Raw genomic sequence first — 22,271 nt, 5'->3', positions numbered from 1 at the left:
ACAAAGGGATTGCATGGAAATTGTTTAAAAATTGTTCATACATCGTCTCTTTATAGTTATGTTACGATAGTTTGATGGAGGGATTGCATCATGAAGGATAAACGATTGCTAATAGTTATGGCTGTTCTTATGATTACTTTTATCGGCTTCGGCATTATCATTCCGGTCATGCCGGAAATTATCCAAGATGTGGACCCGAAAGCGGCGGAGCTGCATACGGGCAGAATGCTGGCGCTGTATTCGCTTATTTCGCTGCTGTTGTCGCCGCTATGGGGGACTTGGTCGGACAGAATCGGCAGAAGACCCATCATTTTGACGGGACTGATCGGATTTTCGGCTAGCTTTTTGCTGTTTGGCTTGGCAGCTGACAATTTAACGCTTATGTATGTGTCCCGTGCTTTGGGCGGCTTGTTTTCGGGAGCGGTTGCATCCGTTATTGTCGCTTACGTTGCGGACATCACCCCGCCGGATCAGCGGACAAAAGGGATGGGGCTCGTCGGCATGTCCATCGGACTCGGTTTTACGCTTGGGCCGGGCATTGGCGGATTGCTTAGCGTCGTTTCCATGCCGATGCCGTTTTTTGCCGCTGCTGCATTGTCGTTTATTACGTTTTTGCTGGCGGCTTCTATGCTTAAGGAATCGCTGGACCCGGATAAGAGAAAAAGCAAGAATGAAAAACGGGTATCGCGCTGGACAGCTTTCCGCGGTCCTTTGAAGCATCTTTATGTGCTGGCGTTTTTTGTTACGTTTACGCTTGCCGGAATGGAAGCCACGTTGCAGTTTTTCGGGATGAGACGTTTCGATGTGACTCCGCTTCAAGTAGGGATTCTCTTTTTTGTTTGCGGTCTCGTCGGCGCGCTTGTGCAAGGAGGCGTCGTACGTCGCCGTATCAAAAAGGGAGAAGAGCCGAAATACATCGCGATCGGTCTTGTCGTGTCCGCGCTTGGGTTTTTCCTGCTGCTCTTCGCTCACTCGCTGGCATGGGCCATCTTGTCGCTTGCCGTATTCGGCATCGGCAACGCCCTTATCCGTCCTTGCGTCACTTCGCTTATTACGCAGAAGACGACAGTTGGGCAAGGCGTCGCATCCGGACTCAGCTCCTCAATGGACAGTCTTGGACGCATTGCCGGTCCTTTGCTGGGATCGATGCTGTTTACGATCCAAATGGGGTTGCCTTATTTAATCGGAGGCATTTTGTGCTTGGCGGCGCTATTGTTGATCGTTCGCTTCCGGCAGCTTGACGCTCGCGAGCAAAATGAACCGTCCGTATCGGGATAAAATAAAATGGACCGGCTTGCCGGACAAAGGACCAGCCAGATGTTGCGGCTGGTCCTTTTTGTTATGACTGGAGTCATGGTTTTGAAGCAAACCGATGACGGAAGACAGTGGGGCTTCATTCTTTTTGTATATAAACTAAAACCGTAAACCTAATGGGATCAGATCCTCAGTGGAAGAAAGGGGGAAGAGGGATCGTTTTCACAAAATGGGCGGCAAGCGGTTTACGGCCCTTCTCCTTCTAGGGATGTAGACGAGCTGCGACCAATGATGGGGCTTGAATTTAGACCGCAGACGTTTTTCCAACCTTTTACCAAACGCTACGATAAGAAAGACAAAAAAAGTTATCCATGTTGGAGAGGGAGAATGAGCAGTAGGATGAACAAGATAACAGAATGGTCTTTTCGAAACAAAGCGGCAATTGGATTGTTAGTTGTGATGGCGCTCGTCATGGGAGCGTTCAGCTATTTCCGTCTGCCAATGGAGTTTTTGCCTGCGGCCGATCAGCCGCAAGTGATGATTACGGCAATCGGGCAAGGAAACAGTGCAAAATCAATGGAAGAGCAAGTGACGAATCCGCTTGAGGAAGCGGTTATGTATACGAAAGGAAAAACTTCTGTATTTTCTACTACCGGAGACGGTTATTCGCAAATTACGGTTCATTTCGATTCCAAAACGAATATGAAAGCGGCGAAAGCGGAGATCGAAGGATCGATCGAAGGGGTAAGCTTGCCGGCGAACGTCATGAAACCTTTTGTTCTCCATTTAGATACAACGATGATTCCGATTAGCTGGGTTACAGTTTCATTTGATGAAGGACTTAGCCAGCAGGAAAAAAATAAAAAGTTGGATAAAATCGAAAGCGAGTTTAAAAACATCGAAGGTACGGGACAAATTACCGTCTCCGGCAGAGCGAGCTCCGTCGTGACGGTTACGCCTTCAAAAGAACGATTGGAAGAAGCCGGACTTCCGGTTCAATCGTTAATGAATGTGCTTCAAGGAAGAGGGGCTTCCGTTTCACTCGGGGAAAAAGTAGTGGACGGATCGGCGATCAATGTTCATTTGACGGCCGAAATTTCCGATGTGGCAACGCTTCAATCGCTGCCTGTCACACCAGAGCTGAAATTAAGTGATGTGGCGAAAGTAGAGCTTTCGGATAAGCAGGAGTCCGTTAACCGGATGAACGGCAAAGATGCCATCATGTTCACAATAGCCAAATCGGGTAATGCCAATGCTGTTGCAGTAGGGAAGCTGGTCGAAGAGAAAATTGCCGAGCTGAACAAAGCGGATTCCGCCATTGAAGCAAGCCTGTTGCTCAGCAGCGCCGATTCCGTGGTGACCTCGGTCAACAGCATGCTTCGCGAAGTGCTGCTTGGCGCTTTGTTCGCCACCATCGTAATCCTTTTGTTTATGCGCAATTTTAAAGCGACGATTGTCACCATCGTCTCGATCCCTCTGTCGCTGGCCATCACGCTTTATTTGCTGCAATTGTCCGGCGTTTCTCTCAATATTATTACGCTTGGAGGCGTAGCGGTCGCCGTCGGCAGGCTCGTAGACGACAGTATAGTCGTTATAGAAAATATTTACCGCAGACTTCAGCGCGAGTCGTTCTCCGTCAAGCTGATTATCGATTCGACAAAAGAAGTCGCTCTGGCGATTACGTCGTCCACAATCGTTACAGTCGCCGTATTTCTGCCGATGGGATTGCTTCGCGGCTCTCTGCAAGCGTTTCTGCTGCCGTTTGCGCTTACCGTTACGTACTCCCTGCTTGCTTCGCTTGTCGTTGCGCTTACCGTCGTGCCGCTGCTTAGCGCCGTCATGCTGAAAGGGACCAAAGAGAAGGAGCATAAAGGCTCCCCGCGGTTCGCTGCGTTTATTGCATGGAATTTGAAGCATAAATGGATACCGCTTTTGCTTTCTGTGCTGCTGCTGGTAGGTTCGGTAGGAGCTTACGTTTCAATGCCAAAGGGGGCGCTTGACTCCTCCTCCGCGCAAAATGCCAACGTACAGCTGCAATTTCCAAGCGATACGCCGTATGAAAAAGTGCTTGAAGCGGGAGAACAGCTTGACGAATATTTAACGAAGCATGAATCTGTAGAATGGGTCATGATGACGTTCGGCAACAGCGCGGACAATGCCCGTTTCGGCTCCGTATCGTCGCCTACTCTAGTTTCTTATATGGTTGATTTTAAAGATCATGTCGATGCCGAAGCCTTTTTGGAAGAGGTTCGGGGGCAGAAGGGGCAGTTCGCGAATGCCGATCTTCAGGCCGATGCAGCCGATTTGATGATGGGCGGCGGTTCCTCCGTTATTTACATGGACGTAACTGGAGATGACGCATCGCAACTAGCGGGTACGGCAGACCAAACGATGAAAGCTGTCTCCTCTATAAAAGGTGTCCTGAAGGTCGAGAGCAACCAAGAAGAGAAGAAGTCGGTTTATACGTATAAAATGAAGCCGGGCGAGGCAAAAGGCGAAGAGGTGGCTATGCAGCTGCACAGCCTGATTAATCCGATGCCGATTGGCGTCATTAAAGTGGACGGAGCAGACACGCCCGTCATGCTTCAGCCGATTGCCAACCCTTCGACGGAAGCGGATTTAAAGGCATTGACCGTCATGACGGAAAGCGGGCCAAAAGCGGTATCGGAAGTGGCCGTTCTGGAGAAAGCGGAACAACCGAGCTCGTATTACCATAAAGACGGCAAAACGTATATCCGCATCTCCGCCAGTGTCGAGCCAAAAGAGCTTTCGGTTGTCGGAACGGAAGTCAACAAAGTGATTGCGGATTTGAAACTGCCGGAGGGCGTAAACGTTTCGGTTGGCGGAGCTTCCGCCGAACAGTCCAGCGATTTCGCCGATATTGGCTCTACAGCTCTTATCTCTATCGGTATCGTCTATCTCATTATGGTTTTGACGTTCAAAACGCTTCGCGCTCCGCTGGCGATCATGTTCTCGTTGCCGCTTGCCGCGATCGGCGCGGTTGTCGGGCTGCTCGTATCCGGCGTAACTCCGGACTTTACGGCCATGTTCGGCGCATTGATGCTGATCGGCATCGTCGTCACCAATGCCATCGTGCTTATTGACCGCGTGAAGCAAAATGAAAAAACGATGTCGATCCGCGATTCCTTGATCGAAGCCGCAACCACGAGAATGCGTCCAATTGTGATGACCGCTCTTGCGACGGTATGCGCGATGCTGCCGCTTGTATTCGGCAATCACGAATCCGGCAGCATCGTATCGCAAAGCCTCGCAATCGTCGTTATCGGCGGACTGACCGCAGCAACGCTGCTGACGCTGATTATCGTGCCGTGCGTATATGAGCTGATGTTCTTCCGCAAATCGCGCAAGGAAAGAAAGTCGGCTCGAGTGGTCAGCACGGCGGAAGCGGCTTCCACTTTGGAGCATTAACTTATAACCGGAAAAAATGAATCTCAAAAAGGCGGTGCAGAATTTCATTCCTGCATCGCCTTTTTTATGCTGCTAATGGGAAGCAGGTCTACACCGAGCAAGCTATCTGATAAAGAGGCATAAGCTGACGGTAGGTCGACGATGCGAAATCCAGTAATGCTTCCCCGTCTTGCAGCAGCTTATCGTCTGCTTTCACGTGACGCCCGATGAGCAATTCCGCTTTCTGCACGTCGCGGAAGCGGACAAGGGCAGCACGCCATTCTTCGTCCGACATTTGCGAGACGGCTGTACAATCCTTTTTCATATGATCCATAGAAAACACGTAGTCGTCAGGCACCATAGACTGCACTTCATCGATCCGGTTCAGCAAATGTGACGCGATCCCTTTTTTATTCGGCAATTCGTAAATCATGGCCAGCCATAAAAACAAGTGATCGTCGAACAGGCCAAGCTGGAAATGGGGGTGGGCTTTGTAGCCGCGTTTATTGCTGCAAATCGCCAGCCAAGTGTCTTTCGGCGGATTGACCTTGCGTCTGGCGTGCCTCGCGATATGGAGGTGCATCTCGTTGCCGGCGTATACGGCCAGCTCCCCGGCAAGCCGCTCGCCGATTGCACGAAACTTGGGCTGAATAAGAGTTTGGATGCCGGTCATCCTCTCTTCCAAACCTTGAAGCTGAAACACATCAAAATCGGATGGGGCAAAGCCGGTTAGACCGGCGGATATCGTGTTTGTCATAAGTGTTCTCCCTAAACAAAGATCAATTATAAAATAAGAATCATTTTAATTATAAAAAATACAGCTTCGGATGGCAACCGTTTGGACGAAGCTCCTTTGAGATTGTCCTGTGGAACACAAGCGACCAGCGGGGCAAAAGCGTTTATTTTCAAAAATGGGAGCTTTCTTTGTAAAATTAGTCAATAATCCAAGTTGCCATAACATAAGATGGAGTATAAGATATGGATAAGAACAAATTATCAGAACATTTCGTCAACTAATTGACAAAGGGAGGGATTGCCGTGAACAAAAGCTATGAAGTCGAATATTGCAATTTGGAGCTGCGATTCGAACGTCGGCAAATCCAAAATCTCATCCGTGATCTTATTCAGGAAGGGTACTCCTTGTATTGGAGCGAAACGGAGGGTCAGTTTCTCGTATCGATTCGAACAGGGCGCAAGCTCGTGAAGCTGCATTTCCAACGTATGAAAAACCGGTACAAAATTGTAGGCGATTATATTATCAAGGATGAAAAGTTGTCTGAGCTGCTGGAAAAGCTGATTAATGACACACGTGGACATGCGGTCGTGAAGCGGATCAAGGATCGTCAAATCGTCATCGAAAACATTATGTTCGGCGAGATTATACGACTTGTGGAGGTGTCGGGGATGGAGCATCGCATCATCTATCAGAAGAAACCTTTCGTCACGATAGAGGAAATGATCAAGGCGTTCCAATCAAAACGCGGCGAAGAACGAGCGGCCGTACTCCGTTATGAGCTGGACTATGAGCTCTCCGTTTTGCACGATGCTTTAGAGGCTAAAGATGAGGAAGCGGTTGCATTGTCCAAAGAGCGACTGCTCTCACTACGGTCGGAAATGCTGCAATTGGAGCTGTAACGGATGATTCAAGCGGGTGCCGTCCTTTTTTAAACGACTGTATGCCTATAGCTGGCAGGCTAAAGGTGTAGAGTCGTTTTTTTGCGTTCATATAAGGGGTATGCCTCTTTCGCCTATCTTCTATAAGAAAAACTTTGCCTACTTCTCAATAAATCTGATGCGATGGATGCGACATTTTTCCATTCAAACGGTTTTCATATCGATTCAAAAGGAGTAGAATATAGCTATTGCGATTAAATATATAGACGAAGGATGGAAAAACCAGATGTCAAAACAACAAATCGGCGTAATCGGTCTGGCAGTCATGGGCAAAAATTTGGCCCTTAATATTGAAAGCAGAGGTTTTACGGTTTCCGTATTTAACCGCTCCCGCGAAAAAACGGACGAGCTGGTGAAGGAAGCCGCAGGCAAAAATCTTGTTCCCGCATATACAATAGAGGAGTTTGTTCAATCTCTAGAAGTGCCTCGCAAAATTTTGATCATGGTTCAAGCAGGAGCCGGTACGGATGCAACGATCGACTCTCTTGTGCCGCATTTGGATCAAGGCGATATCATTATCGACGGAGGCAACGCCTATTTCCCTGATACGCAGCGCCGCAGCAAGGATCTTGAGGTAAAAGGCTTCCGATTTATCGGAACTGGCGTCTCCGGCGGCGAAGAAGGCGCGCTGAAAGGACCGTCCATTATGCCGGGCGGCCAAAAGTCCGCATATGAGCTTGTAGAGCCGATTTTGACGGCGATTTCCGCTAAAGTAGGCGAAGACGCTTGCTGTACGTATATCGGACCGGACGGCGCTGGCCATTATGTGAAGATGGTTCACAACGGCATCGAATACGGCGATATGCAGCTAATTTGCGAAGCGTACGACCTGCTCCAAAACGTTCTCGGCGTCAGCACGGAAGAGCTGCACGAAATTTTTACAGAGTGGAATAAAGGCGAGCTGGACAGCTACCTGATTGAAATTACACGCGATATTTTCTCCAAATACGACCCGGAAACGGGCAAGCCGATGGTGGACGTTATTTTGGATTCCGCCGGCCAGAAGGGCACAGGCAAATGGACAAGCCAAAGCTCGCTTGATCTTGGCGTCCCGCTTTCCATTATTACGGAATCCGTATTTACCCGCTTCCTGTCCGCGATGAAGGAAGAGCGCGTTGCGGCAAGCAAAGTGCTGAAAGGGCCTGCAAAAGCGCCGTTCCAAGGCGACAAGGCCGCATTTATCGAAGCGGTTCGCAAGGCGCTGTTCGCCAGCAAAATTTGCTCGTACGCGCAAGGCTTCGCGCAAATGCGCGCTGCTTCTGAAGAATACGGCTGGGATCTACGCTACGGCGATATCGCGATGATATTCCGCGGCGGCTGCATCATCCGCGCGCGTTTCCTGCAAAACATCAAGGAAGCTTACGACCGCGATCCGGAGCTGCGCAACTTGCTTCTTGATCCTTACTTCCAAGAGATCGTGGAGTCGTACCAAGGCGCATGGCGCGAAGTGGTATCTGTGGCCGTTACAAACGGCGTGCCGGTCCCAGCATTCGCAAGCGCACTGGCTTACTTCGACAGCTACCGTACAGAGCGTTTGCCTGCCAACCTGCTGCAAGCGCAGCGTGACTATTTTGGCGCTCATACGTTCAAACGTGTGGACAAAGAAGGTAGCTTCCACTTCAACTGGCTGCAGTCCTAACGATTATTTCTCCGGGATCAGCCCGTGGGCCGCTTCCTTCAGCCAATGTCTGAGCCGGCTGGCCTCTTGATCGCAGTAATGTCTGCGCCCGATGAGCGCCATGGAAGCTTCGGCGAAATTTAAAAAGTTTTGCATTAGGCGTGGCTGCGATAGACCAAGTAACAACGGGTCTTCGTCAGCCACCTTTTTTTTGATATAACCGAGCATCCAAACGACGTCGTCCCGGCATAGAGGATGCTCGGGGTCCAAAATTTGGCCGATTCTGAGCTTGGCCGCATTTGGAGTTTGCGGATAGGGCTCGCTAGTCATAGGCAGAGTCACTCCTATCATGGGATATGCATCTATTATGCATCATTATCATCCATACGGCTTTATCAACTTTTTTATACCCTCCGCTTGCAAAAAAATGATATGATATGGAAGAAATCATACGTAAAAGGATGGATTTTTACATGGAATCCGAAATGCGCGACAAACTGATATTGATTGGGTTCATGGGAACCGGCAAATCAAGCGTCAGCCGCGGGCTGGCGGAGCGGCTCGGCTGGGAACGCGTCGATGTGGACGAAGAGATTGAGAAGGCCGAAGGCCGCACGATTGCTTCTATTTTTTCGGATGCCGGCGAAGAGGCTTTTCGCACTATAGAATCAAGCATGCTGCGTACCATTGCGGAAGACGATCGTCCTGCCGTTGTAGCTACTGGCGGCGGAGCTGTGTTGAGCAGTGAAAATCGCGATTGCATGAAAACAAACGGTTTTGTTGTCGCGCTTCAGGCCAGCCCTGAAATGATTATATCCCGAGTGATGACGGATAGTTCGCGTCCTTTGCTTGCGGGGGGCGTCTCCGAGCGGGTGCATCGTCTGCTTGAGGAGCGCCGGGGCGCTTACGATTTTGCGCATTATTCCATAGATACGACGGAACTGTCCGTCGATGATGTTGTATCAGCCATTTTAAGAGAATGGAATTCCTATTCCGTTATCCAATAAAACCATATAGAAGGGGACCTACCTAAAAATGGACGTAATCGTAACGCCGACACCGAAGCTAACTGGAAAACTAGAGGCATTATCCTCCAAAAATTATACGACCCGCTATTTGCTCGTTGCAGCGCTTGCGGAAGGTACAAGCACTATCTATTTCCCCGCACATAGCGAAGATAGCGACGCGATGCGCCGTTGTATCCGTGATCTTGGCGCTATCGTGGAAGAAGATGACGAAAAAATCGTCATTACCGGATTTGGCCGGAATCCGAAGCCGGTTGAGCAACTCGACGTTGGCAATGCAGGAGCCGTCTTGCGGTTTTTGATGGCGATTGCGGCTTTGTGCCCGGACGTTACGTTTATTAACCGTTACCCGGATTCCCTTGGCAAACGTCCGCATGACGATTTGATCGAATCCTTAAGCAAAATGAACGTGCAAATTGAACATAATAACGGAAAGCTGCCGATTTCGATCAAAGGCGGTCAGCCAAAGGGCGGGCATATTCAAGTTTCCGGCAATATCAGCTCCCAGTTTTTGAGCGCGCTGCTGTTCCTTACCCCGCTCCTGGAGGAAGACAGCGAAATCGAAGTGCTTCACGATTTGAAATCGAAAGTGGTTGTCGGCCAAACTCTTGAAGTGCTGGAGCAAGCGGGCATCATCATTCATGCGGACGAAGATTATATGAGATTCCGCGTGCCTGGACGCCAGAGCTATGAGGCCAAAACGTACACCGTACAAGGAGACTACCCTGGTTCCGCAGCGATTCTGGCCGCGGCTGCCGTAACGGAATCCGATGTGACGATCAACCGCCTGATGGAAAACAGCAAGCAAGGCGAACGCGCTGTCGTTGACGTTTTGCGGATGATGGAAGTTCCGCTTACGCATGAAAACGGAGTTGTGCATGTACAAGGAAACGGCAAGCTAAAAGCGGTGGAGTTCGACGGCGACCATGCGACGGATGCCGTTCTTGCCATGGTAGCGGCTGCCGTATTTGCAGAGGGTACTTCCCGTTTTTACAACGTAGAAAATTTGCGTTACAAGGAATGTGACCGGATTACCGATTATTTGAACGAGCTTCGCAAGGCAGGGGCAAATGTGGAAGAGCGCCAAAGCGAAATTATCGTTCATGGACGTCCGGAAGGAGTGGAAGGCGGCGTAGATATTAATGCGCACTACGACCACCGTGTTATTATGGCGCTGACGATTGTTGGCCTTCGTGCCAAACAGCCGCTTCGCATTCACGACGCTCATCATGTCGCCAAGTCGTATCCGATTTATTTTGACCATTTGAAAGCGCTGGGCGCAAATGTAGAATGGGTGGACGGAGCGCCCGGCTCTTCCCATTAAACCACGAAATGAGGTGTCGGCATGGCTTTTCAAAACCCGGAACGGGAACAAATTAAAGAAATTTTGAGCGGCAGCCAGACGGTTGCAGTCGTTGGATTGTCCGACAATCCGGAACGAGTTTCTTATATGGTGTCCGAGGCTATGCAAGCTAAAGGCTACACCATTATCCCTGTCAATCCCAATGCGGAAACGATACTGGGGCAAAAGAGTTACGGAAAGCTTGCGGATATTCCCGTGCCTGTCGATATTGTCAACGTGTTTCGCCGCAGCGAATTTACGCCTCCCGTTGCCGAAGAGGCGGTCGCCATTGGCGCGAAGACATTATGGCTTCAGCTCGGCGTTGCGAGTGATGAAGCCGCCAACATCGCATCCGAAGGCGGTCTGAACGTCATTATGGACCGCTGCATTAAAGTGGAGGATTCCATTTTGCTTCCAGGAGGCAAAGCCAAAACCTGACGCTCATAATTTAAGAGCGTGTTCTCCACAATAAGAAAGTCTTTTGATTTAAGGAAAGAATCATCAACAGGGCGGGCCCCTTCAGGGACCCGCCGTTTCTTTTGACAAATACAAGGCGAGCGCCTAACATTGAAGAAGAAAAGCTGGAATGAAGCATGTTCTTTACATGTTGATTTTAGGACTGCTTTGCTTAAGAAGCGGGTAGAGGAGGTTTGCGATGACGTTTTTAGGAAGCCTGCAGCAGCTTGGCAGAGCTTTCATGCTGCCGATGATCGTTCTTCCTGGCGCGGCTGTGTTTCTTAGCTTGAGCCAGCTGCCTTGGGATTACATAGGATTGCCTGGCATGCCCGATCATTTGCGGGCGGCCAGCGAAATGATCTTTTTATATTTGCCGTATTTGTTTGCGGTAGGCGTAGCGCTTGGATTAACGGGCAATGCGCTGGCGGCTGGCATGGCGGCTTTGGTCGGAATGATTATTTATACGGGCATAACGGGAGCCTCCAGCCTGCAAATCGAGCCGACCGTACTCATTGGCGCCATCATTGGCATAACGGCGGGCTTTAGCCACGAACGGTTTAAAGATTTACGGCTGCCGGAATACATACAGTTTTTTGGAGGACCGCGTTTTGTCCCGTTATTCGTCAGCTTCATTTCGTTTATCTTTGCGATCGGGATGGTCAATGTCGCCCCGTACCTGCATCGCTTTTTGTTTGATTTGGGTGAGATTGTAGCATCCGGGGGCGGTTTCGGCGTTTTTCTTTATGGTTTCGTGCTTAGAATTTTGGTCGTGTTCGGGCTGCACCATTTGGTTAGCCATGTGTTCTGGTTTCAGATTGGCGGGTATGAGACGGAAGCCGGAAATATCGTTTACGGCGATTTGCCGCGCTTTTTTGCAGGCGATCCAACGGCGGGCGCCTTTATGGCCGGTCTGTATCCTACCATGATGTTTGCTTTGCCGGCCATTGCTTTTGCTATTATTCATGAAGCGCGAGAAGACTTGAAGCCTAAAATACGCAAAACGTTTGTGTATGCGGCTTTAGCTTCCTTTTTAACTGGAGTGACCGAGCCGGTCGAATTCGCCTTTTTGTTTGTTGCTCCTTTTTTGTACGTGATACATGCCATCTTGTCTGGCATCATTATGTGGATTACTTATGAGCTTGGTATTTTACACGGCTTCTCGTTTTCGGCGGGGGCGATTGACTTTATTATTAACGAGCATTTGGCGACCAGAGGCTGGCTCATTATTCCGATTGGCATCGTCGTAGGAATCGTTTATTACGTGTTGTTCCGCTTTGCGATTCGAAAATTCCGCATTCCGACACCGGGTCGCGAAGAAGGATCGCAGCTTGACGAGTGGGCGGGAGATATCCCATACCGGGCTCCGCTTATTTTGCAAGCGATCGGCGGCAAAGACAACATTGTTCAGATGGAGTCATGTATAACGCGGCTGCGGCTTAAAGTTTCAAACGAAAAAGTCATTGACTCGAACGCGCTGCGCAATCTCGGCGCTGCTGGAGTCATCCGTTTAGGCGGAGGCCATGTCCAGGTCGTCTTCGGCACTTATTCGGAGCTGATTCGCGAGGAAATGCTGAAAGCAATCAGGCGGGATCAAGCTCAAGTATTGTTCCATTCTCCGATGCAAGGGCGGATGATTCCGCTGGAAGAAGTGCCCGATCCTATTTTTGCGGGCAAGCTGGTGGGCCAAGGGGTAGCTTTTTTCCCTGACAAAGGGGAGCTTGTTTCGCCTGTAAAAGGAAAGGTCATTCATATTTACCCTACCATGCACGCCATCGGCATCAAAACGCCGGAAGGGCTGGAAGTGCTTCTGCATATCGGAATCGACACCTCGCGGCTTGCGGGCAAATCTTATTTCCAAGCGTTCGTAAAGGAAGGGGACGACGTGCTGCCGGGAATGCTGCTTATCCGGTTCAACCTGCAGCGGGTGCGCAAAGAGAGCAAATCGCTTGCGACGCCAATGGTCATCACCAATTCCGATGTCGTTCATTCTTGGCGTTTTGCGCCGTTTAAAGCTGTAAAGAAGGGACAAAGCTCGGTTATGTCAGTTGTACTTAAAGAGAGCAACGGTGGAGGGGAAACACAATGATTCAAGGTATTGGCGCATCTATGGGCATCGCCATCGGGAAAGCGTTTGTGCTGCCCAATTGGGAATGGGAAGTGCCGGATCAGAAAGTTGACGTTGCCGATTTTGCCCGGGAGTTCGAAAGAGTGTACGAGGGCATTCGGACGTCGAAGCATGAAATTGAACAAATTAAAGATGAGCTCCGCGAAGTGGTTGGCTCTGAAGAAACTCATATATTCGACGCGCATATCGCCATTTTGGACGATCCTGTCTTTATGAACGAAATTCAAGGCATTATCCAAAGGCAATACAAAGCGGCGGAAGTAGCAGTTAAGGAAGCGATCGACCATTTTGTGACGATGTTTGATTTGCTGGATGACGATTATATGAAGGAGCGGGCGCTGGACATTAAAGATGTAGGCAACCGGTTATTGAAGCATCTGCTCGGCGTTCCGGAAATTCAGCTGCCGGCAGATACGCAGCCCTTTATTTTAATAGCGAAGGAGCTGTCTCCGTCCCAGCTCGCCCATATTAATCCGGATCATGTGCTTGGCATCGTTACGCTGGCCGGGAGCACAACTTCACACTCCTCCATCATGGCCCGCGCACTAGGCATTCCGCTCGTGGTCGGCGTGGAACAAGGGCTTGAGGAAACGATACTGACGGGCCAAACGATCATTATCGATGGCGGGGAAGGCGCTGTGTTTATTGAGCCGGGGCCCACCGTCATTGAGCAGTACAACGAATTGCAGGACAAACAAAACGAAGCCAAAATAAAGCTGCAGCATTTTGCGGGCCAGCGCTCTGTTACGCTAGACGGCAAACCGCTTAGACTAGAGGCGAATATCAGCTCAATTAAAGAGCTTGAAATTGCGCTTACGAGCGGAGCGAATGGAGTCGGATTGTTCCGGACCGAATTTTTGTATATGGACCGCAATCGGTTTCCGCGGGAAGAGGAGCAATTCGATGTTTACCGGGGGGTAGCGGAGAAGCTGGCCGGAGATCCGCTAGTGATTCGAACGCTGGATATCGGAGGCGACAAGCAGCTCGATTATTTCGACTTGCCGGAGGAGGATAATCCGTTTCTCGGATATCGGGCCATCCGTATTTCGCTCGACCGCAAAGATTTGTTTAAAACGCAGCTGCGCGCCATTTTGCGAGCAAGCGTATACGGTCAAGTCAAACTCATGTACCCGCTTATTTCATCGGTGGAAGAGGTGAGGGCGGCCAATGCGATTTTGAATGAGGCAAAAGCGGAGCTTGATCGCGAGGGGCTTCCTTACGATGACGGGATGAAAGTAGGCATAATGATCGAAGTGCCGGCTGCCGTCATGATCGCGGATTTGCTTGCGCAGGAGGTCGACTTTTTTAGCATAGGGACAAATGATCTGGTGCAGTTTACACTTGCGGTGGATCGGATGAACGAAGAGATTTCTCACTTGTATGAGCCATTCCATCCTGCGCTGCTCCGAATGCTGACCCATACGGTCGAAGCGGCCAAGCGATGCGGCATTACGGTTGGCGTATGCGGAGAATTGGCGGGAGATTTAAGAGCGTTGCCAATTTGGCTAAGTTTGGACGTTGACGGACTGAGCATGTCCGCGCATTCCATTCTTCAAGTGAAAGAACGGCTGCTCGGCTCTAGCCAGACAGAGGGCAGAGTGCTGTTCGAACAATTAAAAAGCTGCCGGACGAGCGGTGAAGTTATCGCTATGCTTGAGGCGTTTTCGGAGCGCAGAGACGAAGAAACAGCGAATGGTTAACCCATTCGCTGTTCTAATGCGTCCACAAATGCTTTTGCGTAAGGAGGAAGGTCTGGCGGACGGCGGGCCGAAATGAGATTTCCGTCTACTACAACCGGCTCGTCAAACCATGTCGCTCCGGCATTTTCCATATCGTCTCTAATGCCAGGAGTAGAGGTGACTTTGCGTCCTTCCAAAATTTTGGCCGAGATGAGCACCCACCCGGCATGGCAAATTTGGCCGATCGGCTTGTTCGCGGCATCCAGTTCCTTTACTAGCTGCAATACTTTCGGGTAACGTCTCAGCTTATCCGGCGCCCAACCGCCCGGCACTAGAAGGCCGATAATGTCGTCGCCGTTCACCTCGTCGAAGGACAAGTCGGCAACGGCCGGCACGCCATATTTGCCAATATGGGTTTTACCCTTTTCGGGACCGGCGTACAGAACCGTAGCGCCCGCTTCGCGAACGCGATAGACAGGATACCATAGTTCCAAATCTTCAAACTCGTCATCCAGCAAGCAGATGACCGTTTTGTTTTGCAAGGACATTTTCCATTCCTCCATTGTGATGGATAACTTATCATTTCAACTCTATTTTATCGAAGGAGATCGCATGAATCAAATGACCGGACAAAAAGAGACCTCCAAAGCGCGCAGGCTGCTCCGATTCGTACCCGCGATCGTTTGGATGGCCGTTATTTTTGCATTGTCCTCTCGAACGGGCGACGAAGTTAATTCCGCCCTGCCCTTTTTTCAAAAGCTTTTTCCCGGCATGACCAGCTTTGATTGGGGTCATTATGTTTCTTATTTTATTCTTGCCGCAGCGTTCGATTACGGGTTTGGGAAACGTTCCGAACGGATAAGGATGAAGGCTATTATCGTTTTGTTGTGTGGCCTGTACGGGGTTACCGATGAAATTCATCAATATTATGTAGGCGGAAGAATGATGGACATTATGGATGTTCGCAACGATATTATTGGGGCGACCGTATGGGTTTTGTTCGTTTCGATTCCTCCGGTTTTGCGCATTTGGCGAAAAATATCGACTTAATGTAGTTTTTTCGCATATTTTATGCACGTAGTAAAAATTACAAAGCCGCATTAGCAGGAGTTTTGACAAAAAAGGTCGAATAATTTACTCGTTCTCATTATGAATAAGGCAGGAATGATAGCGGCACCCGCCGTTATGAGAGGGAGATGACCATTTTGCGTAAGAAATGCCTTTGCGGCGAGATGATGACGATGAAGCTTCGGACCGTCATCTATTCGGGAAAAGTAGAGATTGACAATGTTCCGATCTTTTCATGCGCGTTTTGCAACCGAAGCGAAGTCATTCCGGAAGTGAAGCCCGACTTGACGGGATTGATCGCCCAGCTTGGCGCTACACCCGATAAGAGCACTTTTTTGTTTAACGAATGTAACGAGTGGGCAGATTTGTTAGTAGAAGCGAAAGTGAATCGCGGACATACGGAAGTCCATGAAGTAGAAGCATTGACGCAGCAAAGAATCAATACGCTGCTCGACTTGTATTTAATGGCCCAATCGCTGAATGACGAAGCATGGATAGCCGATCTGAACAAAAGGCTGGAGCAAATTAGCAGAAGAACGCTGCATACATAAGCAAGGCCCCTTTAGAGGATATCCGTACTTGGCGATTCCGGCTTCACATTGCGAAAAGTAATAATTTGTCGTATCATTACGTTAATCATGCGGCGTACGAACAAATAAAATTCTGAGCAAATGGAGAGAGAATCCGTGACGGTAACCATTTATGATGTAGCAAGAGAAGCAGGAGTGTCCATGGCTACGGTTTCCCGGGTTGTAAACAATAACCCCAACGTGAAGCCAGCCACTAGGAAAAAGGTTTACGAGGCGATCGAGCGTCTGGGCTATCGTCCAAATGCGGTTGCCCGCGGTCTAGCAAGCAAAAAAACGACAACAGTTGGCGTGGTTATTCCCGACATCTCCAATGCCATTTTTGCGGAAGTGGCGCGCGGAATTGAAGACATCGCTAATATGTATCATTATAATATTATTTTATGCAACGCCGACAAGAAGAAGGATAAAGAAATCCGCGTCATCAATACGCTGCTGGAGAAGCAAGTGGACGGTCTTCTGTTTATGGGAGGCGCGGTAACGGAAGAGCATCTTCAAGCGTTCCGCACCGCTAACGTGCCAATCGTGCTTTGCGCGACGAGCGATGACAACAACCAAATTCCGTCGGTCGATATCAATCATGAAGAAGCGGCTTACGACGCAGTCAAACTGCTCGTTGCCGAAGGCCACAAACGGATTGCGATGATTAGCGGGACGCTTCAGGATCCTTCGAACGGTTATGCGAGATTCCAAGGCTACAAGCGCGCTTTGGATGCTTCCGGCATTACATATGACGACACTTTGGTTCGCATAGGCAATTACCGGTATGAGTCCGGTGCGGAAGCGATGAAATATTTTATCGGGTTGGATGAAAGACCAACGGCCGTATTTTCGGCGACGGATGAAATGGCGATTGGCGCCATCCATTGCATTCAGGATTCCGGCTTGCAAGTTCCGTCCGATATTTCCGTCATCAGTGTCGACAACAGCCGGATGGCGTCAATGGTGCGGCCGCAATTAACGGCGGTTGCCCAGCCGATGTACGATATCGGCGCCGTATCTATGCGTTTGCTGACCAAGCTGATGAAAAAGGAAAATGTCGAGCAGTCCAAAGTCGTTTTGCCCCATGAAATCGTTGTCCGTCAATCGGTTGGAGGAAAATAGCATATATGTCTACCGGGAAAATTGGAATCATTGGTGCTATGGCAGAAGAAATCAAGCTGCTTCATGAGCATGTGGACGTAGCGTCCAGCTTTACGAAAGCAGGAATTACTTATTACGAAGGAACGCTTCATGGGAAGTCCGTCATTTATTGCAAATCGGGCGTCGGCAAAGTCAATGCGGCGGTTTGCACGCAGCTTCTGCTGGATGCGGGCGCTGGAAGTGTCCTGTTTACCGGTGTAGCCGGCGCGCTTGATCCAAGGCTCAATATCGGCGACATTGTCGTGTCCACTTCTTGCATTCAGCATGATATGGATTGTACGCCGCTTGGGTTTGCCAAAGGCGAAATCCCATTCCACCCGAATTGGGAGTTTAAAGCGGATGAAGTTTTGGTGCAGCTAGCGTCAAGCGCAAGCGAGAAGCTGTTCTCTGGCCGCAGCTTGAAGGGGAAGGTGCTCTCGGGCGATCAGTTTATTGCCAGCCGCGAAACGGTTGAAGCTCTTCACGTAGCTTTCCAAGGCGCCTGCGCTGAGATGGAAGGCGCTTCAGTCGCCCAAGTATGTGAGATGAACGGCATTCCATTTGTCATCATCCGGTCCATGTCCGATAAGGCGGACGGTTCGGCTCATGTTAATTTTCCTGAGTTTACGGTAGAAGCTTCAAAGAACTCCTATCAAATCATCAACGAGATGGTTAAACATATGCAATAGCCTTTTTAAAAGGAAGAACCTTCACTATCCGCTTTGTCGCGGAGTGAAGGTTCTTTTTTTGCGGGTACAAAAGTTATAAGTCCTGAATAACAATGGTTTGAACGTTGCGATTTTGCTCCGTAATCACTTCTCTTCTAGGAATAGCCTGAACATTCGTCAAGTCGTCAAGCCAGCAATCCGGCAGGGGGACGGGGCTTTCGTTGCCCCATCGTTTCAGCCAAGCCTCCGGCAGCGGGGAGGAGCCCTCTGATGATATAGAGGCAACGAGAGGATGCTCCGTCATCTCGAGCCAAACAAGCGCCCATGCGCGCGGCACAACACGCCAAATGTCGTAGCCGCCCCCGCCCACCGCAATCCATTTCCCGCCGGTGTAGGAGTGGGCCAGCTCGTGTATAATAGCTGGAATTTCACGATAAATCCGCATGCTGCAATGAATGTGGGAGAGCGGATCGAAGGCATGCGCGTCGCAGCCATGTTGGCTGAGAATCACATCCGGTTTATAAAATTCAATGACTTTGCGGAGCGTCACGTTAAAGCTTTCAAGCCAAGACTCATCTTCGGTATAAGGTTCGAGAGGGACGTTAAAGCAGCTGCCGTATCCTTTATCGACGCCTTTTTCGTAGGCAAAACCTGTCCCAGGGAACAAATATTTACCCGTCTCATGAATGGAATAGGTGCAAACATCAGGGTCGTCGTAGAAGCTCCACTGCACGCCATCGCCATGATGGACGTCAGTATCGATATAGAGCACTCTCGCCTTGTAATGCTGGCGGATATGTTTGATGGCGATTGCGGCGTCGTTATAGACGCAAAACCCAGCCGCACGATCCGGAAAAGCGTGATGCAGGCCGCCCGCCAAATGGAACGCATGCAGGTGGCGTCCGCTCATCACGGCTTCGGCAGCGGCTACAGAACCCGTCACAATAGCCGAAGCTGCTTTATGCAGCCCTGGAAAAAAAGGAGTGTCCTCCGTTTGAAGTCCAAATTGATCCGCAAGGACGGACTTGCGGCGCGGGTCGTCTTCCGTATCCAGAGCCTTGACGGCTTGTACGTAGTCGGGGCGATGGACGAGCTCCAGCATATGATCGCCGATAAGCTCCTCAGGATAATAAATGTCTTCATCGGTAAGCGCTTGCGATTCCTTCAATAAATCCATCGTCAAGGATAGGCGAATAGGATCGAAGGGATGGTCTTCATGAAATTTATAGCCGGTTGAATCGGAATGATGAATGAAAACAGCGTTGGATATCATTCTAAGCTCATTTCCTTTCCCTAATATATGTACGGCTTAGTACATGAATCGTCCTCGGAAGCGCACCCGGTCGAACTTTTCGATCGAACTAAGAGGTACTTCTTTGCCAATACGAACCATGAGGCAATTGGCAGGATGGGAGCATATTTCCGGATCATCGGTAGCGTACCAAATCATGCCTACCGATTTCATCAAGTTTTCCATCATGTTGCGATAATCCCACACACTTAAGCCCGTTCCTTCCAAATCCCAATGCCAATAATATTCTGTCGTATAAACGATCATGTTTTCGAGCTGCTCTTCGACGAAAGCCATCTCAATCATTTTTTTTCCGAGTCCAAAAGCGCGATAGTTGTCGGCCACCTCGATAGCGCCGAGCTCGATCAAGTCGTTCATTCCGCCTTCCGACCAACGTTCAAGCTCATCGGGATAGTGGAAAGTGACGTAGCCGACAATGAGATCGCCGTCTCTAGCCAAAATAATTCTTCCTTCTTCCAAATCCGCTATTTCCACTAGCGCTCCATGCTGTTCGGCAGGCCTTCGGAAGGCGTCGAGCTTGGGATGCATAACGTATTCTGACAATCGGCTCGCTGGAACCGGTCCTTCAATAACTAGCTCCCGGTAGTGATCGATTGAATCAATTGTAATCATTTCTCTCTGCAGCCGCTTGCGGTGCTCCATCCGTAGGGTCCCCTTTCGTCTCAACTGTCGAGAAAACTGATTAAATCTTCCACAAAATGATTATTTCCTACTATTCTTTATAACAAACAATCAAGAAAATGAAAAGCGTAGTCGGAAGTAAACAAATTGTGGTATAATGATTGTGGTCAATTGAAAGCGCATACCTATACTAAAGATTTACAGATTTGATGGGAGAGTGATAGTATGATCAACTTGCATCAAGAGCGTGTACCGGCAACAGCAACAAATCCAAACTTAATCAATTACGAAGAAGCCGCTTCTTCATTCCAATGGGAACAAGTGGAGAAACAGTTCAGCTGGCACCAAACTGGAAAAGTAAACATGGCGTATGAAGCAATTGACCGCCATTTGGAGCTAGGCAAAGGCAACAAGACAGCTCTGTATTACAGCGACAACGAGCGTGATGAGTCGTACACGTTCGAGCAGCTAAGCAAACAATCCAACCGCTTCGCCAATGTTTTGCGCGGGCTCGGCATTGGCAAAGGCGAACGTGTATTCATATTTATGCCTCGTACGCCTGAGCTTTATTTCAGCGTCCTTGGCGCTCTTAAGATCGGTGCGGTTGTAGGACCTTTGTTTGAAGCGTTTATGGAAACGGCCGTGAAAGACAGATTGCAAGACAGCGAAGCGATTGCGATCGTTACGACTCCTGCTCTTTTGCACCGGATTAAACGCGATGAGCTGCCTGGCTTAAAACATGTTATTGTTTTTGGCGATGAGGTTCCAAGCGAAGAAGGCATCGTGAATTACAAGGAAGAAATGGGCAAAGCGTCCGAAGAAGCCGAAATCCAGTGGCTGGACCGTGAGGACGGCCTTATTTTGCATTACACTTCCGGTTCCACGGGCAAGCCAAAAGGTGTTTACCATGTACAGAACGCGATGGTTCAACATCTTTTTACAGGCCAGGCTGTATTGGATTTGAAAGAGAATGATATTTACTGGTGTACGGCTGACCCAGGCTGGGTAACGGGCACTTCATATGGTATTTTTGCTCCATGGCTTAATGGCGCTACCAATGTCGTGCGTGGTGGACGCTTCAGTCCAAGCGACTGGTACAACGTCATTCAAAAATATAATGTAACGGTATGGTACAGTGCGCCTACCGCCTTCCGCATGCTGATGGGAGCGGGCGACGACTTGTCCAAGCAATTTGATTTGTCCAGCCTTCGCCATGTGCTAAGCGTTGGCGAGCCGCTCAATCCCGAAGTTGTAAGATGGGGCATGAAAGTATACAACCAGCGCATTCACGATACTTGGTGGATGACGGAGACGGGCGGTCAATTAATCTGCAACTATCCTAGCATGGATATTAAGCCAGGTTCCATGGGCAAGCCGTTGCCAGGCGTAAAAGCGGCCATTATCGACGACAACGGCAATGAGGTTCCGCCTTACCGTATGGGCAATTTGGCGGTTCGCACCCCTTGGCCGTCCATGATGCGCAAAGTTTGGAACAATCCGTCCAAATACGAAGAGTACTTCCGTTTGGAAGGCTGGTATGTATCCGGCGACTCCGCTTATATGGACGAAGACGGCTATTTCTGGTTCCAAGGCCGTATCGACGACGTTATTAATACGGCTGGCGAGCGGGTAGGCCCGTTTGAAGTCGAGAGCAAGCTGGTTGAGCATCCTGCTGTTGCGGAGGCGGGAGTTATCGGCAAGCCGGATCCAATGCGCGGGGAAATTATTAAAGCTTTTATTGCGCTTCGCGAAGGGTTCGAGCCGTCCGAAGAGCTCAAGAAGGAGATCGCTCAATTTGTGAAAATAGGTTTGTCCGCACATGCGGCGCCTAGAGAAATTGAGTTTAAGGATAAGCTCCCTAAAACGCGCAGCGGCAAAATTATGAGACGGGTGCTGAAGGCTTGGGAATTGAACTTGCCGACAGGCGACTTGTCTACAATCGAAGATTAAGATTATTGCAATCCTATATCGACATATAAGGGAACCGGCAAACCTCGCTAAGAGGCTTGCCGGTTTTTGTTTCACAAAAAAAAGCCTATGCAGCCTCCGAGAAGGAGGGGAACTGACCCCATAGTGTGAGACAAATCAAAACACCTTCAAGAAAATGCCGAGACATCGTAAGATGTGGAGGACAACTTTGGAGGTGTTTTTGTTTTGGCAACGAGAGTTAGTTATCCGTTAGAAATCAAAATGAAAGCTATTGAAATGAAGTTAGCCGGTGCTACGAAGAGAGAAGTATTAGAGCAATTAGGCATTCGAAACCGAACTCAAGTGGAAACGTGGCTACGCTGGTACAGAGCAGGAGAGTTGCA

Annotated in this window: 20 protein-coding genes; 15 read left to right on the top strand and 5 right to left on the bottom strand. The window is 49.6% G+C overall.

Features of this window, described 5'->3' with window-relative positions; genetic code table 11:
- The first annotated feature begins 90 nt into the window (after positions 1-90).
- Both ACFQZE_RS08105 and ACFQZE_RS08100 read left to right on the top strand, forming a co-directional pair.
- Positions 91-1,278 carry an MFS transporter gene (locus tag ACFQZE_RS08105; protein WP_379355627.1) on the top strand — a complete coding sequence of 396 codons (1,188 nt, stop codon included), beginning with the start codon at positions 91-93 and terminating at the stop codon, positions 1,276-1,278.
- A gap of 375 nt (positions 1,279-1,653) precedes the next feature.
- Positions 1,654-4,683, top strand: a complete 3,030-nt coding sequence (locus tag ACFQZE_RS08100) for an efflux RND transporter permease subunit (protein ID WP_379355625.1) — start codon at positions 1,654-1,656, stop codon at positions 4,681-4,683.
- Between the two features lie 88 nt (positions 4,684-4,771).
- On the opposite strand, the gene ACFQZE_RS08095 is transcribed toward ACFQZE_RS08100, so the two are convergent.
- Positions 4,772-5,419: a DUF1054 domain-containing protein gene (locus ACFQZE_RS08095; protein ID WP_379355623.1), complete on the bottom strand. Its 648-nt coding sequence runs from the start codon at positions 5,417-5,419 to the stop codon at positions 4,772-4,774.
- A 281-nt stretch (positions 5,420-5,700) separates the two neighbouring features.
- Between ACFQZE_RS08095 and ACFQZE_RS08090 the strand changes: the two genes are divergently transcribed.
- Both ACFQZE_RS08090 and gndA read left to right on the top strand, forming a co-directional pair.
- A complete protein-coding gene (locus ACFQZE_RS08090) occupies positions 5,701-6,297 on the top strand; it encodes a hypothetical protein (RefSeq protein WP_379355621.1) in 597 nt (198 codons plus the stop codon).
- 265 nt (positions 6,298-6,562) lie between these two features.
- Positions 6,563-7,975, top strand: coding sequence for an NADP-dependent phosphogluconate dehydrogenase (gene gndA, locus ACFQZE_RS08085; RefSeq protein WP_379355619.1), 1,413 nt, complete (start codon positions 6,563-6,565; stop codon positions 7,973-7,975).
- Positions 7,976-7,978: 3 nt separating this feature from the next.
- Here gndA and ACFQZE_RS08080 read toward each other — a convergent pair whose 3' ends face one another.
- The gene (locus tag ACFQZE_RS08080; RefSeq protein WP_379355617.1) at positions 7,979-8,284 is read right to left on the bottom strand and encodes a hypothetical protein; all 306 of its coding nucleotides are present in this window, start codon (positions 8,282-8,284) and stop codon (positions 7,979-7,981) included.
- Positions 8,285-8,427: 143 nt separating this feature from the next.
- On the opposite strand from ACFQZE_RS08080, the gene ACFQZE_RS08075 reads away from it, so the two are divergent.
- The 5 genes from ACFQZE_RS08075 (at position 8,428) to ptsP (ending at position 14,602) form a co-directional block, all read left to right on the top strand.
- Positions 8,428-8,961, top strand: a complete 534-nt coding sequence (locus ACFQZE_RS08075; RefSeq protein WP_379355615.1) for a shikimate kinase — start codon at positions 8,428-8,430, stop codon at positions 8,959-8,961.
- Positions 8,962-8,989: 28 nt separating this feature from the next.
- Positions 8,990-10,303, top strand: a complete 1,314-nt coding sequence (aroA, locus tag ACFQZE_RS08070) for a 3-phosphoshikimate 1-carboxyvinyltransferase (RefSeq protein WP_379355613.1) — start codon at positions 8,990-8,992, stop codon at positions 10,301-10,303.
- Between the two features lie 21 nt (positions 10,304-10,324).
- On the top strand, positions 10,325-10,759 hold the full coding sequence (locus ACFQZE_RS08065; RefSeq protein ID WP_379355611.1) for a CoA-binding protein: 435 nt from the start codon (positions 10,325-10,327) through the stop codon (positions 10,757-10,759).
- 217 nt (positions 10,760-10,976) lie between these two features.
- A complete protein-coding gene (locus tag ACFQZE_RS08060; RefSeq protein ID WP_379355609.1) occupies positions 10,977-12,863 on the top strand; it encodes a glucose PTS transporter subunit IIA in 1,887 nt (628 codons plus the stop codon).
- Positions 12,860-14,602: a phosphoenolpyruvate--protein phosphotransferase gene (ptsP, locus tag ACFQZE_RS08055; RefSeq protein WP_379355607.1), complete on the top strand. Its 1,743-nt coding sequence runs from the start codon at positions 12,860-12,862 to the stop codon at positions 14,600-14,602. The genes ACFQZE_RS08060 and ptsP overlap by 4 nt, the downstream gene beginning before the upstream one ends.
- Here the strand turns inward: ptsP and ACFQZE_RS08050 are convergent.
- The gene (locus tag ACFQZE_RS08050; RefSeq protein WP_379355605.1) at positions 14,599-15,129 is read right to left on the bottom strand and encodes a type 1 glutamine amidotransferase domain-containing protein; all 531 of its coding nucleotides are present in this window, start codon (positions 15,127-15,129) and stop codon (positions 14,599-14,601) included. The genes ptsP and ACFQZE_RS08050 overlap by 4 nt on opposite strands.
- Before the next feature lie 64 nt (positions 15,130-15,193).
- On the opposite strand from ACFQZE_RS08050, the gene ACFQZE_RS08045 reads away from it, so the two are divergent.
- The 4 genes from ACFQZE_RS08045 (at position 15,194) to ACFQZE_RS08030 (ending at position 18,047) form a co-directional block, all read left to right on the top strand.
- The gene (locus tag ACFQZE_RS08045; protein WP_379355603.1) at positions 15,194-15,631 is read left to right on the top strand and encodes a VanZ family protein; all 438 of its coding nucleotides are present in this window, start codon (positions 15,194-15,196) and stop codon (positions 15,629-15,631) included.
- Between the two features lie 155 nt (positions 15,632-15,786).
- Positions 15,787-16,200, top strand: coding sequence for a hypothetical protein (locus tag ACFQZE_RS08040; RefSeq protein ID WP_379355601.1), 414 nt, complete (start codon positions 15,787-15,789; stop codon positions 16,198-16,200).
- Positions 16,201-16,335: 135 nt separating this feature from the next.
- Positions 16,336-17,340 carry a catabolite control protein A gene (gene ccpA, locus ACFQZE_RS08035; protein WP_379355599.1) on the top strand — a complete coding sequence of 335 codons (1,005 nt, stop codon included), beginning with the start codon at positions 16,336-16,338 and terminating at the stop codon, positions 17,338-17,340.
- Positions 17,341-17,345: 5 nt separating this feature from the next.
- Complete coding sequence (locus ACFQZE_RS08030; RefSeq protein WP_379355597.1) at positions 17,346-18,047, top strand: 5'-methylthioadenosine/adenosylhomocysteine nucleosidase; 702 nt, start codon at positions 17,346-17,348, stop codon at positions 18,045-18,047.
- Positions 18,048-18,120: 73 nt separating this feature from the next.
- On the opposite strand, the gene ACFQZE_RS08025 is transcribed toward ACFQZE_RS08030, so the two are convergent.
- Both ACFQZE_RS08025 and ACFQZE_RS08020 read right to left on the bottom strand, forming a co-directional pair.
- A complete protein-coding gene (locus tag ACFQZE_RS08025) occupies positions 18,121-19,299 on the bottom strand; it encodes an acetoin utilization protein AcuC (RefSeq protein WP_379355595.1) in 1,179 nt (392 codons plus the stop codon).
- Positions 19,300-19,335: 36 nt separating this feature from the next.
- Positions 19,336-19,980: a GNAT family N-acetyltransferase gene (locus ACFQZE_RS08020; RefSeq protein WP_379355593.1), complete on the bottom strand. Its 645-nt coding sequence runs from the start codon at positions 19,978-19,980 to the stop codon at positions 19,336-19,338.
- Positions 19,981-20,184: 204 nt separating this feature from the next.
- Here ACFQZE_RS08020 and acsA point away from each other — a divergent pair, with 204 nt between their 5' ends.
- Together acsA and ACFQZE_RS08010 are read left to right on the top strand one after the other, a co-directional pair.
- A complete protein-coding gene (acsA, locus tag ACFQZE_RS08015; RefSeq protein ID WP_379355591.1) occupies positions 20,185-21,909 on the top strand; it encodes an acetate--CoA ligase in 1,725 nt (574 codons plus the stop codon).
- A 240-nt stretch (positions 21,910-22,149) separates the two neighbouring features.
- Positions 22,150-22,271: helix-turn-helix domain-containing protein (locus tag ACFQZE_RS08010; RefSeq protein ID WP_379356973.1), on the top strand; the 122-nt coding region annotated here is incomplete at its 3' end.

Origin of the sequence: Paenibacillus sp. GCM10027627, assembly GCF_042675505.1 — a bacterium.
GTDB lineage: Bacteria > Bacillota > Bacilli > Paenibacillales > Paenibacillaceae > Pristimantibacillus.
The sequence above is the reverse complement of the archived record's forward strand: the minus strand, read 5'-3'. Positions and strand labels throughout refer to the sequence as shown.

Bases quoted from the DNA above. Each gene is read 5' to 3' on its own strand.
- ACFQZE_RS08030 (WP_379355597.1), top strand. From the start codon at position 17,346: ATGTCTACCGGGAAAATTGGAATCATTGGTGCTATGGCAGAAGAAATC.
- ACFQZE_RS08080 (WP_379355617.1), bottom strand. From the start codon at position 8,284: ATGACTAGCGAGCCCTATCCGCAAACTCCAAATGCGGCCAAGCTCAGA.
- ACFQZE_RS08045 (WP_379355603.1), top strand. From the start codon at position 15,194: ATGAATCAAATGACCGGACAAAAAGAGACCTCCAAAGCGCGCAGGCTG.
- gndA (WP_379355619.1), top strand. From the start codon at position 6,563: ATGTCAAAACAACAAATCGGCGTAATCGGTCTGGCAGTCATGGGCAAA.
- ACFQZE_RS08075 (WP_379355615.1), top strand. From the start codon at position 8,428: ATGGAATCCGAAATGCGCGACAAACTGATATTGATTGGGTTCATGGGA.
- acsA (WP_379355591.1), top strand. From the start codon at position 20,185: ATGATCAACTTGCATCAAGAGCGTGTACCGGCAACAGCAACAAATCCA.
- ACFQZE_RS08095 (WP_379355623.1), bottom strand. From the start codon at position 5,419: ATGACAAACACGATATCCGCCGGTCTAACCGGCTTTGCCCCATCCGAT.
- ACFQZE_RS08100 (WP_379355625.1), top strand. From the start codon at position 1,654: ATGAACAAGATAACAGAATGGTCTTTTCGAAACAAAGCGGCAATTGGA.
- ACFQZE_RS08065 (WP_379355611.1), top strand. From the start codon at position 10,325: ATGGCTTTTCAAAACCCGGAACGGGAACAAATTAAAGAAATTTTGAGC.
- ACFQZE_RS08025 (WP_379355595.1), bottom strand. From the start codon at position 19,299: ATGATATCCAACGCTGTTTTCATTCATCATTCCGATTCAACCGGCTAT.
- ACFQZE_RS08105 (WP_379355627.1), top strand. From the start codon at position 91: ATGAAGGATAAACGATTGCTAATAGTTATGGCTGTTCTTATGATTACT.
- ptsP (WP_379355607.1), top strand. From the start codon at position 12,860: ATGATTCAAGGTATTGGCGCATCTATGGGCATCGCCATCGGGAAAGCG.
- ACFQZE_RS08020 (WP_379355593.1), bottom strand. From the start codon at position 19,980: ATGGAGCACCGCAAGCGGCTGCAGAGAGAAATGATTACAATTGATTCA.
- aroA (WP_379355613.1), top strand. From the start codon at position 8,990: ATGGACGTAATCGTAACGCCGACACCGAAGCTAACTGGAAAACTAGAG.
- ACFQZE_RS08050 (WP_379355605.1), bottom strand. From the start codon at position 15,129: ATGTCCTTGCAAAACAAAACGGTCATCTGCTTGCTGGATGACGAGTTT.
- ACFQZE_RS08060 (WP_379355609.1), top strand. From the start codon at position 10,977: ATGACGTTTTTAGGAAGCCTGCAGCAGCTTGGCAGAGCTTTCATGCTG.